Raw genomic sequence first — 13,513 nt, 5'->3', positions numbered from 1 at the left:
GGTTGGGTATGGATCTCGGCATCGCGGGACGGGTGGCGCTGGTCGCCGGCGCCAGCAGCGGCCTCGGCCGGGCGACGGCCCGTGCGCTCGCGGCCGAGGGCTGCGCCCTGTCGCTGGGAGCGCGCAACCCCGGGCGGCTCGCCGAGGCAGCGCGGGAGCTGCGGGCCGCCGGCGCTCCGGACGTGCTGACCCGGCCGGTGGACATCACCGACGAGCAGGGGGTGGCCAGCTGGGTCGCCGACACCGTGGCGCACTTCGGCGCGCTGCACATCGTGGTCGCCAACGGCGGTGAGGTGCCGGGAGGCCCGGTCGACAGCTTCGGGCTGGACGCGTACCGGCAGGCGCTGGACGCCGCGTTCCTGCCGCACGTCGGCCTGACGCTCGCGGCCCTGCCGCACCTGCGCGCGGCCGGCTGGGGCCGGGTCCTCATCGTCGCCTCGGAGACGGTCCGCCAGCCGATCCCGGAGTACGGGCTGTCCGCGGCGGCCCGGCCGGGCCTGCTGGGTTTCACCCGGGCCCTCGTGCAGGCGCTCGGGCCGGGTGACATCACTGTCAACGTGCTCGCGCCCGGCTACCACGACACCGAGGGCGTACGCGCCGACTACGGCTCAGCGGCCGACGCCCGGCTCGCGGAGATCGGCGCGGGCATCCCGCTGGGCCGGGTGGGTCGGGCCGGGGACTTCGGTGCGGTGGCTGCCTTCCTGGCCAGCGAGGCGGCCTCGTTCATCACCGGCACCTGCCTGCTGGTCGACGGCGGACGGACCCGCGGTCTCGGCTGACCCGTCCGGGGCGTACGCGTCCATGGCGTGCAACGACCGGCCGCGCAGCGCCACGGCCACCAGCAGCAGGTACGCGCCACCGAACGCGGCCAGGGTGGGAACCAGCCCGACCGCGCCGACGGACCAACCGGCGAGCAGCACGCTCAGCGGCGCCCCGCTGAGCGCGACGGCGCTGCCCAGCCCGAACACCCGACCCCGGGCCTCCTCCGGCACGTGTTCGAGGGTGACGGTGGTGAGCAGTGGGTTGAGCGGCCCGGCGGCCAGGCCCAGCAGCAGGCAGATGCCGATCATCACGGCCGGTGGCGGGGTGGTCGCCATGGACAGCCGCAGCGCGCCGATGACCACGAAGCAGCCCAACATGGTGCGTCGCCTGCTGGCCAGCAGGCGGCGGCTGGCCGGGGCGTACAGGAAGGTGCCGAGCACGGCCCCGCAGCCGGACGCGGCGATCAACCACCCCAGGTAGCGCCCGTCGCGCAGCACGTCGTGCGCGTAGACGGGCAGCAGCACCGGGGTGAACGCGGCGTCCAGCAGGTTGGTGACGAACACGAAGGCGGTCATCGCGGCGATCACCGGCATCCGTCGTACCAGTGTCGCGCCCTCGAGAAGTTGCCGCGCGAAGCTGGCGCGGCCGGTCGTCGGCGCGGCGGCCAGGGCGGGCACGCCGACGGTGACCAGCACGGCGGCGAGCAGCAGGCCGGCCGCGTCGACGTAGAGCCCGACGGCCGCGCCGAGGGCGGCGACCAGCAGCGCGGCGAGCGGCGCGCCGACCACCAGGCCGAGCCGGGGCGCGGCCTGGTACCACGAGTTCGCGGTCTCCAGGCGTACGCCGGCCGCGCTGGCCACCGGGCGGATCAGACTCACCCGGGCCGCGTTCGCCGGTGTGGCGACCAGGCTGCGGGCGAACAGCAGCGCCAGCAGGGCGGGCAGTGGCAGCCCGACGGTGGCGTCCAGCACCGGCACCGAGGCGGTGAGCAGCCCGGCGAGCGCGTCGGAGAGCACGCTGACGCGTCGGCCGCCGAGCCGGTCGATCCACACGCCGCCGACCGCGCCCGCGAAGATCAGCGGAAGGGTGCCGGCGAAGCCGGCGAGGCCGGTCGCCGCCGCGCTGTCCGTACGCGCCAGCACGTACAACGGCACGGTGACGATGGTGATCGCGTTGCCGAAGGACGACAGGTAGTGCGCGGTCAGCAGCGCCACCAGGCTCCGGCGTTCGCCCCCACCGCTCATCGCAGCGCCGTCACCGCCCGGTCCACCACGGCCGCGGCGGTCACCCCGGCGCGGTCCAGCAGGTACCGCTGGTCGCCGGCGACGGCCACGAACCCGTCCGGTACCGCCACCCGCAGCACCCGGACGGGCCGTCGTTCGGTCAGCGCCTCCGCGACGGCGGAGCCCAGCCCGCCGCTGGGCCAGTGCTCCTCCACCGTGACCACCACCGGCCGGCCCGTCGCCAGGACCGCCGCGTCGAGTGTCTCCACGTCGAGCGGACGGACGGTGTGCACGTTGAGCACCGTCGCCTCCACCCCGCGCCGGGCCAGTTCGTCGGCGGCGTCCAGCGCGGCGAGCACCGGGTACGGCCCGCAGGCGGCCAGCACCACGTCACCTCCGGTGCGCAGCGTCTGCACCCGGCCCAACCGCACCGGCGGCGCGTCCGGGCCGCCGGTCGCGGCGAGGGTGGCCGCCACGTCCGGCGTCGCGGCGCGGCCGAGCCGCAGGTAGACCGGGCCGGGCAGGTCCAACGACTGCCGGAACGACCGGGCACAGGCGTCCGCGTCGGCCGGCACCACCACCGTCATGTTCGGCAGCGTACGCATGATCGCCAGGTCTTCGAGGGCGTGATGGGTCGGTCCGAGGTGACCGGCGGCCAGCCCGCCGTGGGTCGCCACGATCCGCACCGGCAGGTCGTTGAGGGCGATGTCCACCTTCACCGCTTCCAGCGCGCGCGTGCTGGCGAAGGTGGCCATCGTGTTGACAAGCGGAATCCGCCCGCTGCGGGCCAGACCGGCGGCGACGCCCATCAGGTTCTGCTCGGCGATGCCGAGGTTGACGTAGCGGTCGGCCGCCGGGCCGAAGTCCACGCCGCTGAACAGCCCGGTGTCGCTGTCCAGGCAGACCAGCCGGGCATCGGTGGCCATCAGCTCGACGAGCAGATCCCGGTAGACGTCCCGCCCCGCACGCGGCCCGGCCGCCGTGCTCACCGGACCCCCCGGCGTACGGCCCGCAGCGCCCGTCCGCGTTGGGTCTCCCCGAGCCGGGCGAAGTGACTGCGCACCTGTCCCTCCACGTAGGGCAGTCCCCGGCCCTTGACGGTCCGGGCGATGACGGCCACCGGTCGGCCCGAGCCGGACGCCGTCAGCGCCTCCCGCAGTGCGACAGGATCGTGCCCGTCCACCTCGCGGACCGTCCACCCGAACGCCCGCCACCGGTCCGCCAGCGGTTCGAGCGCGATCACGTCCTCGGTGCCGCTGCCCAGTTGCAGGCCGTTGCGGTCGATGACGGCGGTCAGCCGGTCGAGTCCGAGGCTGCTGGCTGCCATGGCCGCCTCCCAGACCGAGCCCTCCTGCAACTCCCCGTCACCGAGGACGACCACGCAGCGCCGGTCACTGCCGTCGAGGCGGGCGGCGAGCGCGTGCCCGACCCCGAGCGCGAGCCCGTGCCCGAGCGACCCGCTGGGCATCTCCACTCCGGGCACCCCCCGGTGCGGGTGGGCCAGGAACGGTCCGCCCGGCGCGGCGTACCCGTCGAGCCACTCCACCGGAAAGTAGCCCCGGGTGGCGAGCACCGCGTACAGCGCGATCCCACCATGGCCCTTGCTGAGCAGCAGCACGTCCCGCTCGGGCGCCTCCGGTCGGGTCGGGTCGACCCGCAGCACCTCGTGGTACAGGGTCACCAGGATCTCCACCAGCGACATCGACCCGCCCAGGTGACCACCGTCCGAGCTGGCGCACATCTGCACGATCAACTCCCGTACGCGTACCGCGACCGCCGCCAGCTCGGCGGTGACCGGTTGGTCGGGCAGCTCGGCCGGTTCGATCGGTTCGGCCACCGCGAGCGGCTCCCGGGACGTCACGTCAGGCCCCGCTCGGGGCGAGACCGAAGCCGTTGACCCGGTCGGTGGCCCGCGCTGGCGCGGGGGCGTCCAGCTCACGCAGCGCGTGTCGCAGGACGGCGATGCCGCGCAGGTAGTCGGCCAGCACGATGTGCTCGTCGTCCGAGTGGTCGAGGCTGCTGTCCCCCGGGCCGTAGGTGGCCATCGGGACGTCCCACTGCTCGGCGAGCACGTTCATGTCCGACGTGCCGGTCTTCACCTTCAGGGCGGGCCGGGCCCGCTGGGCACGGATACCCGCCGAGAGCGCCCGGACCACCGGGTTGCGGTGATCGGCGCGGCAGGCGGCGACGCGGTTGACGACGGTCAGTTCCCCATCCGGCGTACGCTGCCGCAGCTCCCGCAACAGCCCGTCCACGTCGTACCCCGGTGGGGTGCGGACGCTCAGCTCCGCCTCCGCCTGGACCTGGTCGGCGCGCAGCGAGACGAGGGTCGCGCCGGGGCGGTCGAACGAGCCGTTGCCGCTGTCCGGTCCGAGCAGTTCCAGCAGCGTCGTCCAGCAGCGCACCGCCAACTCGGATGCCTTGGCGACGGGGTTGCTGGGGTGGGTGGCCGGCACCGACACCCGGTAACGCATGTCGAGTTTGCCCTTGTAGCCGAGCGTGATCGTCGACCAGCCGCTCGGTTCGCCCACCACCACCGCGTCCGGCCGGGGCAACCGCCGTCGGATCTCCCGCGAGCCACGCGAGGCGATCTCCTCCTCCACCGCGCCCACCACCACGATCCGTCCGCCGAAGTCCGCCGAGGCGGCGGCGCACACCATGGCCGCCAGCGGCCCCTTGGCGTCGACCGCGCCCCGGCCGTAGAGCCGGCCGTCCTGGGCGCGGACGACCGGCCCGCCGGGCACCGTGTCCAGGTGGCCGATCAGCAACACCACCGGGCCGTCGCCCCGGCCGATCTCGCCGACCACGTTGCCGACCTGGTCGACGTACGCGGCGAAGCCCAGCTGCGCCATGGCGTCCACCAGGGACCGGGCGAGTGCCGCCTCGTGGTACGACGGCGAGGGCGTCTCGACCATGCGGCGCAGCAGTCCGGCCGCGAAGGTGTCGGTGACGGCGCCCGGCCGCGCCTGCGGCGTGCCGGGCTCCGGGGCGTCCTCAGGCATCTTCGCTCCTCACGGTGATCTCGGTGGCGACGCCGGCCAGCGCCGCCCGGACAGGGCCGGTGCGCCGGCCGTCGGCGACGAGCACCCGGCCGACCCCGCCGAGCAACGCCTCGCGGCCGGCGACGAGCTTCATCGCCATCCCTCGGCCGACACCGGGTGGCACGCCTGTCGTCGGCACGGCACAGCGGTCCAGCACCGACCCTTCGTTGTCCGGGTCGGCGAGTACCCCGGGCGCTCCGGTGAGCAGGACCAGCGTGCGGGCGTCCAGCGCGGCGGCCAGGGCGGCGGCGACGCGATCGGCGTCCACGTTGACCGGTCGACCGTCCTCGCCGAGCGCCGGCGGCGACACCACCGGCACCGTGCCGGCCGCGAGCAGCGTCCGGACCAGTTCGGCGCGTACGCCGACCAACCGGCCGCCGTGGTTGTCGCGCAGCACCATCCGACGGCCGTCGACGACCGCCCGGTGTACGGCGGCGCGCCGGGCCCGCAGCAGGCCGCCGTCCAGTCCGGTCAGGCCGACCGCGTCGACGCCGGCGCGGGCCAGCGCGGCGACCAGTCGGGGCTTGACCGCGCCCGCGAGGGCGAGCACGACGACCTCCAGGGTGGCCGGGTCGGTGTAGCGGGTGTCCATCCCGTCGTCGCTGACCATCCGCCGCTGCGGTACGCCCAACCGGTCGCCGAGCGCGGCGATGTCGGCGGACCCGCCGTGCACCAGCACCACCCGATGCCCGGCGCGGACCAGCTCGGCGACGTCGGCGCAGACCGCCGCCGCGTCCACCCCGGCGGTGCCGCCGCACTTGACCACCGTCACCTCGCCCGGCGGGGCCGTCGGGGTGTTCACGCCGGATGCAGGCCGGGGAACTCCAGCCCCAGCCGCTCGGGCCAGCCGTAGCGGACGTTGAGGCACTGCACCGCGTTGCCGGCACCCCCCTTGACGAGGTTGTCCAGCGCCGCGACGAGAAGCGCCCAGCCGCCGCCGGGGTCGACGGCGAACCCGACGTCGCAGAAGTTCGAGCCGGCCAGGATCTTCGGCTCCGGCAACCGGTACGTGCCGCGCCGCCCCGCGACCACCCGCACGAACGGCTCGTCACGGTAGTAGCGGCGGTAGACGGCCCGGGTGGCGACCTCGTCGACACCGTCGGCGAGCGGGACTCGGCACAGCACCTGGACTCCCCGGACCGCCTCGACCCCGGTCGCGGTCATCCGCGCCGGTACGCCCACCGCCTGGGCGATCTCCGCCTGGTGCCGGTGCGCGGTCGGTGCGAAGACCCGCATGGCGCCGCTGCGCTCGGCGTGCACGTTCGCCGCCGACGGAGTACTACCGGAGCCGCTGGAGCCGGTCCGCCCGTCGACCGTCACCTTCCCCGCGCCCAGCAGGCCGGCGTCGGCGAGCGGGTGCAGGGCGAGGATCGCGGCGGTCGCCATGCAGCCCGGCACGCTGATCCGGTCCGCGTCGCGGAGCTGCTTGCGGTGCAGCTCGGGCAGCCCGGTGACGAACTCGGCGAGCAGGTCGGGCGCGGCGTGCGGGCCGCCGTAGTACGCGGCGAACACGGCGGGATCGCGCAGCCGGAAGTCCGCCGACAGGTCGACCACCGTGTCGGCCAGGTCGAGCAGGCCGCGCATCGCGCCCATCGCCAGTCCGTGCTCGGTGGCCAGCAGCAGCACGTCGTGCCGGCCCAGGTCCTCCGGGGCGGTGAAGGTCAGCTCGGTCAGGCCGCGCAGGTTGGGATGGGTGGAGCTGACCCGCCGACCGGCGAGCCGGCGGGAGGTGACGGTGGTCAGCTCCACCCTCGGATGCCCGAGCAGCAGGCGGACCAGCTCCCCGCCGATGTAACCGGCCCCGCCGACGACCGCCGCCCGGACCGGACCGGCCACGGCGGTCACGCGAGCCTCGCCAGGAGGTGGTCGACGATCCGACCGGCGACGTCGACAGCACCGTCGTACGCCTGCTCGAAGCCGGCGAACTCCACCCCGGAGTTGACCTCCAGGACGTACAGCCGACCGGTCTCGTCCTCGACCAGGTCGACGCCGGCGAGGTCCGCGCCGACCGCGGCGGCGGCCGTGGTGGCCAGCTCGACGATCCGGTCGGTGAGCGCGCACCGCTCGGTCCGGGCGCCACGGGCCACATTGGTACGCCAGTCCGCGCTGTAGCGGTACACCGCCCCGAGCACCTCACCGCCGACCACCACGACCCGGATGTCCCGGTCGGGTTTGCGGACGTACTCCTGCACGTACACGATGTGCGCCTGCGGCCCGGGCAGCGCGGCCACGTACTCCAGGACCGTGCGGGCGAGGTCCGGGTCCGGCACCGTCGTGACCAGCCGACCCCACGACCCGACCAGCGGCTTGACGACGGCCGGGTAGCCGATCGCGGCCAGCGCGGAGAGCGCCGCCTCCGGTGTGGCGGCGAGGGCGGTACGCGGAGTGGGCAGGCCGGCCGCGCGCAACGCGATGGACGTGTGCCACTTGTCGGCGCAGGTTTCGATGGCGGAGGCGGAGTTGACACCGATCACGCCCAGTCGCTCCAGGGCTCGGGCGGCGTAGCCGGCGCGGATCTGGCCGATCTCCCGGTTGAGCACCAGCCGCCACTCGGGCGCGCCGCCGTCCAGCGGCCACCAGGCCGTCCGGGTGTCGACGTGGGCCACCGCGACGCTGCGGCGTTCCAGCGCCTCCAGGATCCGCTTGTCGTCGACCCGCAACCGGGACGTGAGCACCGCAACCGAGGCGGGTTCACTCACCCCAGTCCTCTTCGACCTCGGGCGCCGGCGCGAGCGTCACCGGCTGGACCGTGACGACCTCCAGCTCGACCTGGCACTCTCCACACTCGACCAGTTCGCTGAGCCGGGGTGGCTGGGCGAACGTCACGTCGGCGGCGCACTCGGGGCAGGGGGCGATGGTCTGTTCCTGGACTGTCACGGGGGGCTTCCGTTCCTTCGTGGGGGCCGGGTCCGCTCCGACCATAGGAATCCCACCGCCGGTCTCGCGTCCGCGCGCCGTCGACACCCGGTCAACGCCACGATGACCCCGGGACGGCGGCGTGACACGGCTGTCGCAGCCGCGTTGGACCGAGTAACATCGCGATCATCGATGTGTTGAATTCACCGGCGGCAGTACGTAAGGCGGGGGAATGTCAATCCGGGTTCTTGTCTGCGACGAATTGCCAATTGTCAGAGATGGCCTCCGTACGCTGCTGGGCAGCGAGCCCGATGTCTCCGTGGTGGACACCTCGGACAGCGGCAACCACGCGATAATGTTGGCTCGCACGCATCGGGTCGATGTCATCGTGACCGGCCTGAAATTGCGCGGCATTTCCGCCGTCAATCTCATTCACAAAATCAACGCCGAGAAATTGAGCCCGCGACCCCGTTTCGTGGTGTTCGCCACCGACGACAGCGACGACCTCGTCAGCAGCGTCTTCCAGGCGGGTGTCAACGGCATCCTCATGCCGGACGCGACCTGGGAGGAGGTCGCCGCCGCGGTCCGCGCCGCCGCCGCCGGTCAGACCACCCTCGCTCCCCGGATCGCCGACCGGCTGGTCGACTGGTTCCGGCGTCGGCAGCCGTACCCGGAGGAGGTCTTCCAACCGGCGGTGTCCACCCTGACCCCACGGGAACGGCAGGTGCTGCTGCTGATGGCCGACGGAAAATCGACCGAGGAGGTCGCCACCGAGTTGTCCATCGGCCTGACCACCGTGCGCACCCACGTCTACCGACTCCGGTGCAAACTCAACGTCAAGGACCGGGCCCAGTTGGTGTCCTTCGCCTACCGCGCCGGCCTCATGCAACCCGCGTGAATCCGGCGTGTGTCAGAAACTCTCATCGAGGTGGTCGGCGGGTGAGGACTGGAGCAGCCACGCCAACGGCATCGTGGCGTGTTCCTCGTACGACCCGTCACCACCCAGCCGGTGCAGGGTGACCGTTTGCGCCCCGTCGCGGTCCACCACCCAGTACTGCCCGACGCCCGCCGACGCGTACTCGCGGACCTTTGTCACCGAGTCCATCGCCTCCGAGCCCGGTGACACGATCTCCACCACGAAATCGGGCAGCGGCATGACCGACAGGACCCCCTCGGGGCTGGTCTCGTAGCGGTGGCCGTTCGGGTCAGCGGAATTCATCGCCGCGACGTCGTCGAGCGTCACGACGGCGGGCATGTACATGCCAACGGCCTCGGCGCTCATGGCCCACATCCTAACGGCCGGTAGCCGCGCTGGTCGCCTACGTGGCGCTCCTTGGCCCGGCGTACCTGACGCGGACCGCGCCGACGGGCCCGGGTCCCGCGACCGTCGCGGCTACTGTCGGGCCATGTCGCTACGCGCCGACGAGGTCGAGGTGTTCGAGCGTTCCAGGGCCCGCCTGGAGGCGATCGCCTATCGGCTGCTGGGCTCGGCCAGCGACGCCGAGGACGCGGTCCAGGACACGTTCCTGCGCTGGCAGGCCGCCGACCGCGAGCACGTCGAGACGCCCGAGGCGTGGCTGACGAGGGTGCTCACCAACCTGTGCCTCAACCAGCTCACCTCGGCGCGCGCCAGGCGGGAGACCTACGTGGGCACGTGGTTGCCCGAGCCGGTCCTCGCCGGGGACCGGATGCTCGGCCCGGTCGACACCGTGGAGCAGCGCGAATCGGTGTCGATGGCGGTGCTCACCCTCATGGAGCGGCTGTCACCCAACGAGCGCGTGGTGTACGTGCTGCGCGAGGCGTTCGGCTACTCGCACGGCGAGATCGCCGAGATCCTCGGCGTCACGGAGTCGAACTGCCAGCAGATCTACCGGCGCGCCAAGCAGCACGTCACCGTCGAGCGGACGCACGCCCCCGTCGACGACGCCGCCGCGCGAAGGATCGTCACGGAGTTCCTCGCGGCGGCCAACAGCGGTCAGATCCAGCGGCTGGTGGAGTTGCTGACCGGGGACGTGACGAGCATCGGCGACGGCGGCGGCAAGATCCCGGCCCGCACGAGGCCGGTCGTCGGGGCGCTGGCGGTGGCGAAGTTCATGCGTGGGCTCTTCCAGCCCAGCGACGTCAAGCGGAACCTGGTGGGCGGCACCAGCCCCGCCCTCTACGCCGGGGTCGTCAATGGCGGCCCCGCGGTGGTGGTCGTGACCGGCGAGCAGGTCGTCGGTGTCATGTCCCTGGAGGTGACTCCCGAGGGGGTCGCGGCGATCCGCGTCCAGGTCAACCCCGACAAGCTCGAACGCGTCACCCGCCAGTGGTCCGCCGCCGAGCACGGGGAACCGCTCCTGCACGTCTGGTGACCCAGGTCATAGCCGACTCCTGTCAGCAATCGCGTCGCTGTCCGGTTCAGGAAGCGACCATCGCCGAGACAGGAGTGCCGCCATGAAGCACCGCATCGTCGTCCTCGGAGCCGGCTACGCCGGAGCGATCGCCGCCGGCCGCCTCGCCCGCCGGTTGCACCCCGACGACATCGAGATCACCGTCGTCAACGCCGAGGCCGACTTCGTCGAGCGGGTCCGCATGCACCAGCTCGCCACCGGCCAGGACCTCACGCACCGCCCGCTGAGCACGGTGTACGCGGGCACCGGCGTCCGGGTCCGCCTTGCCCGGGTCACCGCCGTCGACGTCGACCGCCGGACCGTCGCGCTGACCGACGAGCAGGGTGCCGACGAGATCGCGTACGACACCCTCGTCTACGCCCTCGGCAGCACTGCCGCCGAGCACGGCGTCCCCGGCGTCGCCGAGCACGCGTACGACATCGCCGGCCGGCCGGCGGCGCTGCGGCTGCGTGACCGCCTCGCCCACCTCACGGCCGGTCAGCGGGTGCTCGTGGTCGGCGGGGGTCTCACCGGCCTCGAGGCGGTCACCGAGATCGCCGAGGCTCGGCCCGATCTCGACGTCGCGATCGCCGCCCGCGGCGCCCTCGGTGACTGGCTCAACGACAGGGCGCGCCAGCACCTGCGGGGCGTGGCGGACCGGCTCGGCATCACCGTCCACGAGCACACCGACGTCGTCCGGGTCGAACCGTCGGGCGTGGTCACCGCCGACGGCGGGACGATCCCGGCCACGGTGACCGTCTGGACGACCGGCTTCGCCGTCCACCCCATCGCCGCCGCCACCACCCTGACCGTCGCGGCCACCGGCCAGATCGTCGTCGACGGCACCATGCGGTCCGTCTCGCACCCCGACGTGTACGCCATCGGCGACGCCGGACTCGCCGCCGGGCCGGGTGGCAAGCCACTGCGGATGTCGTGCGCCTCGGGTACTCCGATGGCCTGGCAGGCCGCCGACGCCATCGCCGCGCGCCTGACCGGTCGGACGAAGATGCCGAACGCACCGCTGCGCTACTTCAACCAGTGCATCAGCCTCGGCCGCCGCGACGGCATCATCCAGTACGTGACCGCCGACGACCGGGCCAAGCCGTCCCAGCTCACCGGACGCCTGGCGGCCCGCTACAAGGAGGTGGTCTGCAAGGGCGCCGCCTGGGGCATCTCCCACCCGGTCCTGTACCCGGTACGCCGTCGCCGCGTCAGCGCCACCCGGACCGAGGCCCCCGCGACGGTGTGACTCTCAGGAGAACGTTCGGCGTGCCCACGTCCGAAAGTCGGTCGTGGGCAGGCCGAGCGCCCGGGTGATGTCCGGACGGGCGGGGCTGCCGTTCTCGTTGATCCGCTCGACCGAATCGATCATGGCGGGGTGCAGTCCGCGTTCGACGGCTTCCTGCGGGGTGAGGACGGGCGCGGAGATCGTCCGACCGGTGACCTCGGTGAGGATCGCGGCGATCTCGGTCATGGTGAGCAGGTCGCCGGCCAGTTCGACGTCCAGTCCGTCGAGTCGGCCCGGCTGCGTGAACGCGATAGCCGCAGCCTCCCCGATGTCGTCGACGGCGACCCATGGAAGCCGGGTGTCGGCAGCGAAGCCGGTGATGATCGTGCCGCTGGACCAGTCGCCGAAGAGGTAGGACCAGCCGAGCAGGTTCTCCATGAACGTCGACGGCTTGAGTACGGTCCAGTGCGCGAAGCCGCCGGCGCGGACCATCTCGTCGATAGCCGCCTTGCTCTCCCAGTAGTGCCGGTCCCAGCGGCCCTCGGCCCAGCCGGGCTGGTTGCGGTGGAAGTCACCCGCACCGGACACGCTGCTGTGCACGACGTGTGCCACCCCGGCCCGGCGCGCGGCCTCGATGACGTTGCGGCCACGCGTCAGCTCGGCATCGCCCTGCAGATTCGCCAGGTCGGGAAACGGGATCGAGAAGAGGCCGTCCATCCCCTCTGCCGCGGCGAGCAGCGACGCCGGATCGTCCAGATCACCCTTGATGAGTTCGGCGCCCCTGGCCGCCAGAGCCTGGGCGCTGTCGGTGGCGACGTCGCGGACCAGGGCGCGTACCGCGACGCCACGGTCGAGCAGTGCCCCGGCGGTAGCCCCGCCCTGCTTGCCGGTCGCGCCGATGACGAGAACAGCCATGATGCCTCCCCCAATAAGTGGGGCGTCCCCCCACTTCACGTCGGCTACGATATGGGGGACCACCCCACTTTGGCAAGGGCGGGCCATGAGAGCGGACGCACAACGCAACTACGACCTCATCGTGCGGGCAGCCGCGGAGGCCATCGCCCGCGACGGTGCGTACGCGTCGCTGGAGGAGATCGCCCGATCCGCCGGAGTGGGCTCGGCGACCCTGCACCGGCACTTCCCCTCCCGGTGGTCCCTGCTCCAGGCCGTCTTCCGGACGTGCGTCCGCAACCTCGCCGGCCGCGCCGAGGAACTGCTGGCCGAGCCGGACGCTCTCGCCGCTCTCACCACCTGGCTGCGCGAGGTCACCGTGTACGCCACGACGACCCGCGGCCTGGCGGTGACACTGCTGAACGCGCCACCCGAGGAGAACGAGACCTGCGGCGCGACGCTCAGCGCGGCCGGCGAGAAGCTGTTGCGCCGAGCCGTCGAGCAGGAGTCCGTCCGCGCCGACGTCGCGATGGCGGACGTGCTGACCCTCGCCAACGCGATCTCACTCGCCGCCCAGCCGGCAGACGCCACGAAGGCGGAACGACTCCTGACCCTCGCCCTGGCCGGAATCCGGTCCCACGGACGGTGAGCCGCCCGCCTTGACTCGATCGTCATGCTGGAGGCCGAAGCCCGTACCAGCGTTGGAGGACCCGTGCGCAAGCCAGCCAGGACCGCCGCCGTCCTCGTCGGGCTCGGCGTCGGCGCCGCGATCGGCCCATCCCTCGGGCCGGCCGCCATCTGGTCCGGGGTCGCGGTCGCCGCGGTCGGCGTGGCGCTCTCGCTGGTCGGCACCGCAGAGTCCCGCCTCGTCGAGGACGGCTTGACCGACCGCGGGGAGGGCACCCAGGCCGCCGCCGCACGACGGCGCAATCGGGAGACGCCGACCCTCAGCGGCCTGGGTACCCGGGTGGAGCAGATCCTCGACCTCGCCGAGAAGCAGGCCGAGGACCACCGCACCGTCGCGCGACTCGAGGCGGAGAGCATCGTTACCGCCGCGCGACGGGAGGCGGAGACCATCCTGAACCGTGCCCACGAACAGGCGGCCGGGATGACGGGCCCCCGCTGGGAGCCACCTTCCTA

At 73.1% G+C, this 13,513-nt stretch carries 14 protein-coding genes and 2 pseudogenes; 6 read left to right on the top strand and 10 right to left on the bottom strand.

The window, feature by feature from the left end; translation table 11 throughout:
* Window positions 1–8: 8 nt before the first annotated feature.
* Window positions 9–779 carry an SDR family oxidoreductase gene (locus ABZU91_RS27375; protein WP_355246283.1) on the top strand — a complete coding sequence of 257 codons (771 nt, stop codon included), beginning with the start codon at window positions 9–11 and terminating at the stop codon, window positions 777–779.
* Between the two features lie 51 nt (window positions 780–830).
* Here the strand turns inward: ABZU91_RS27375 and ABZU91_RS27370 are convergent.
* From ABZU91_RS27370 to lysW, 8 genes and pseudogenes are all read right to left on the bottom strand, one after another.
* Window positions 831–2,006 (bottom strand): annotated as a pseudogene (locus tag ABZU91_RS27370) (MFS transporter); the annotation flags it as partial.
* Window positions 2,003–2,974, bottom strand: coding sequence for a transketolase C-terminal domain-containing protein (locus ABZU91_RS27365; protein WP_355246280.1), 972 nt, complete (start codon window positions 2,972–2,974; stop codon window positions 2,003–2,005). The gene ABZU91_RS27365 and the pseudogene ABZU91_RS27370, both read right to left, overlap by 4 nt.
* The gene (locus ABZU91_RS27360; RefSeq protein ID WP_355246277.1) at window positions 2,971–3,846 is read right to left on the bottom strand and encodes a transketolase; all 876 of its coding nucleotides are present in this window, start codon (window positions 3,844–3,846) and stop codon (window positions 2,971–2,973) included. The genes ABZU91_RS27365 and ABZU91_RS27360 overlap by 4 nt, the downstream gene beginning before the upstream one ends.
* A gap of 1 nt (window position 3,847) precedes the next feature.
* Complete coding sequence (locus tag ABZU91_RS27355) at window positions 3,848–4,987, bottom strand: [LysW]-lysine hydrolase (protein WP_355246274.1); 1,140 nt, start codon at window positions 4,985–4,987, stop codon at window positions 3,848–3,850.
* A complete protein-coding gene (locus ABZU91_RS27350; RefSeq protein WP_355246272.1) occupies window positions 4,980–5,828 on the bottom strand; it encodes a [LysW]-aminoadipate kinase in 849 nt (282 codons plus the stop codon). The genes ABZU91_RS27355 and ABZU91_RS27350 overlap by 8 nt, the downstream gene beginning before the upstream one ends.
* Window positions 5,825–6,871 carry an N-acetyl-gamma-glutamyl-phosphate reductase gene (argC, locus tag ABZU91_RS27345; RefSeq protein ID WP_355246269.1) on the bottom strand — a complete coding sequence of 349 codons (1,047 nt, stop codon included), beginning with the start codon at window positions 6,869–6,871 and terminating at the stop codon, window positions 5,825–5,827. Before argC ends, ABZU91_RS27350 begins: the two co-directional genes overlap by 4 nt.
* Window positions 6,868–7,725, bottom strand: coding sequence for a RimK family alpha-L-glutamate ligase (locus ABZU91_RS27340; RefSeq protein ID WP_355246266.1), 858 nt, complete (start codon window positions 7,723–7,725; stop codon window positions 6,868–6,870). The genes argC and ABZU91_RS27340 overlap by 4 nt, the downstream gene beginning before the upstream one ends.
* A complete protein-coding gene (gene lysW, locus ABZU91_RS27335; protein WP_355246263.1) occupies window positions 7,718–7,903 on the bottom strand; it encodes a lysine biosynthesis protein LysW in 186 nt (61 codons plus the stop codon). Before lysW ends, ABZU91_RS27340 begins: the two co-directional genes overlap by 8 nt.
* Window positions 7,904–8,114: 211 nt before the next feature.
* On the opposite strand from lysW, the gene ABZU91_RS27330 reads away from it, so the two are divergent.
* The gene (locus ABZU91_RS27330) at window positions 8,115–8,780 is read left to right on the top strand and encodes a response regulator transcription factor (RefSeq protein ID WP_355246260.1); all 666 of its coding nucleotides are present in this window, start codon (window positions 8,115–8,117) and stop codon (window positions 8,778–8,780) included.
* Between the two features lie 12 nt (window positions 8,781–8,792).
* Here ABZU91_RS27330 and ABZU91_RS27325 read toward each other — a convergent pair whose 3' ends face one another.
* Window positions 8,793–9,164 (bottom strand): Uma2 family endonuclease, encoded by a 372-nt coding sequence (locus ABZU91_RS27325; protein ID WP_355246257.1) that lies wholly within the window; start codon window positions 9,162–9,164, stop codon window positions 8,793–8,795.
* A gap of 124 nt (window positions 9,165–9,288) precedes the next feature.
* Here ABZU91_RS27325 and ABZU91_RS27320 point away from each other — a divergent pair, with 124 nt between their 5' ends.
* Together ABZU91_RS27320 and ABZU91_RS27315 are read left to right on the top strand one after the other, a co-directional pair.
* The gene (locus tag ABZU91_RS27320) at window positions 9,289–10,236 is read left to right on the top strand and encodes an RNA polymerase sigma-70 factor (protein WP_355246255.1); all 948 of its coding nucleotides are present in this window, start codon (window positions 9,289–9,291) and stop codon (window positions 10,234–10,236) included.
* Between the two features lie 82 nt (window positions 10,237–10,318).
* The gene (locus tag ABZU91_RS27315; RefSeq protein WP_355246252.1) at window positions 10,319–11,503 is read left to right on the top strand and encodes an FAD-dependent oxidoreductase; all 1,185 of its coding nucleotides are present in this window, start codon (window positions 10,319–10,321) and stop codon (window positions 11,501–11,503) included.
* A gap of 3 nt (window positions 11,504–11,506) precedes the next feature.
* Here the strand turns inward: ABZU91_RS27315 and ABZU91_RS27310 are convergent, their stop codons facing one another.
* Window positions 11,507–12,397 carry an NmrA/HSCARG family protein gene (locus ABZU91_RS27310; RefSeq protein ID WP_355246249.1) on the bottom strand — a complete coding sequence of 297 codons (891 nt, stop codon included), beginning with the start codon at window positions 12,395–12,397 and terminating at the stop codon, window positions 11,507–11,509.
* An 85-nt stretch (window positions 12,398–12,482) separates the two neighbouring features.
* On the opposite strand from ABZU91_RS27310, the gene ABZU91_RS27305 reads away from it, so the two are divergent.
* On the top strand, window positions 12,483–13,022 hold the full coding sequence (locus ABZU91_RS27305) for a helix-turn-helix domain-containing protein (protein ID WP_355246246.1): 540 nt from the start codon (window positions 12,483–12,485) through the stop codon (window positions 13,020–13,022).
* A gap of 291 nt (window positions 13,023–13,313) precedes the next feature.
* Window positions 13,314–13,463 (top strand): annotated as a pseudogene (locus ABZU91_RS27300) (cell division protein DivIVA); the annotation flags it as partial.
* Window positions 13,464–13,513: the final 50 nt, after the last annotated feature.

The sequence above is a fragment of the Micromonospora sp. NPDC005174 genome, from assembly GCF_040608495.1.
In the GTDB taxonomy this organism is placed as follows: domain Bacteria; phylum Actinomycetota; class Actinomycetes; order Mycobacteriales; family Micromonosporaceae; genus Micromonospora.
The sequence above is the reverse complement of the archived record's forward strand: the minus strand, read 5'-3'. Positions and strand labels throughout refer to the sequence as shown.

What these genes read in the sequence shown, in the direction of transcription:
- ABZU91_RS27375 (WP_355246283.1), top strand. Translation starts at nt 9, where the DNA reads ATGGATCTCGGCATCGCGGGACGGGTGGCGCTGGTCGCCGGCGCCAGC.
- ABZU91_RS27355 (WP_355246274.1), bottom strand. Translation starts at nt 4,987, where the DNA reads ATGCCTGAGGACGCCCCGGAGCCCGGCACGCCGCAGGCGCGGCCGGGC.
- ABZU91_RS27330 (WP_355246260.1), top strand. Translation starts at nt 8,115, where the DNA reads ATGTCAATCCGGGTTCTTGTCTGCGACGAATTGCCAATTGTCAGAGAT.
- ABZU91_RS27325 (WP_355246257.1), bottom strand. Translation starts at nt 9,164, where the DNA reads ATGAGCGCCGAGGCCGTTGGCATGTACATGCCCGCCGTCGTGACGCTC.
- ABZU91_RS27320 (WP_355246255.1), top strand. Translation starts at nt 9,289, where the DNA reads ATGTCGCTACGCGCCGACGAGGTCGAGGTGTTCGAGCGTTCCAGGGCC.
- ABZU91_RS27315 (WP_355246252.1), top strand. Translation starts at nt 10,319, where the DNA reads ATGAAGCACCGCATCGTCGTCCTCGGAGCCGGCTACGCCGGAGCGATC.
- ABZU91_RS27310 (WP_355246249.1), bottom strand. Translation starts at nt 12,397, where the DNA reads ATGGCTGTTCTCGTCATCGGCGCGACCGGCAAGCAGGGCGGGGCTACC.
- ABZU91_RS27305 (WP_355246246.1), top strand. Translation starts at nt 12,483, where the DNA reads ATGAGAGCGGACGCACAACGCAACTACGACCTCATCGTGCGGGCAGCC.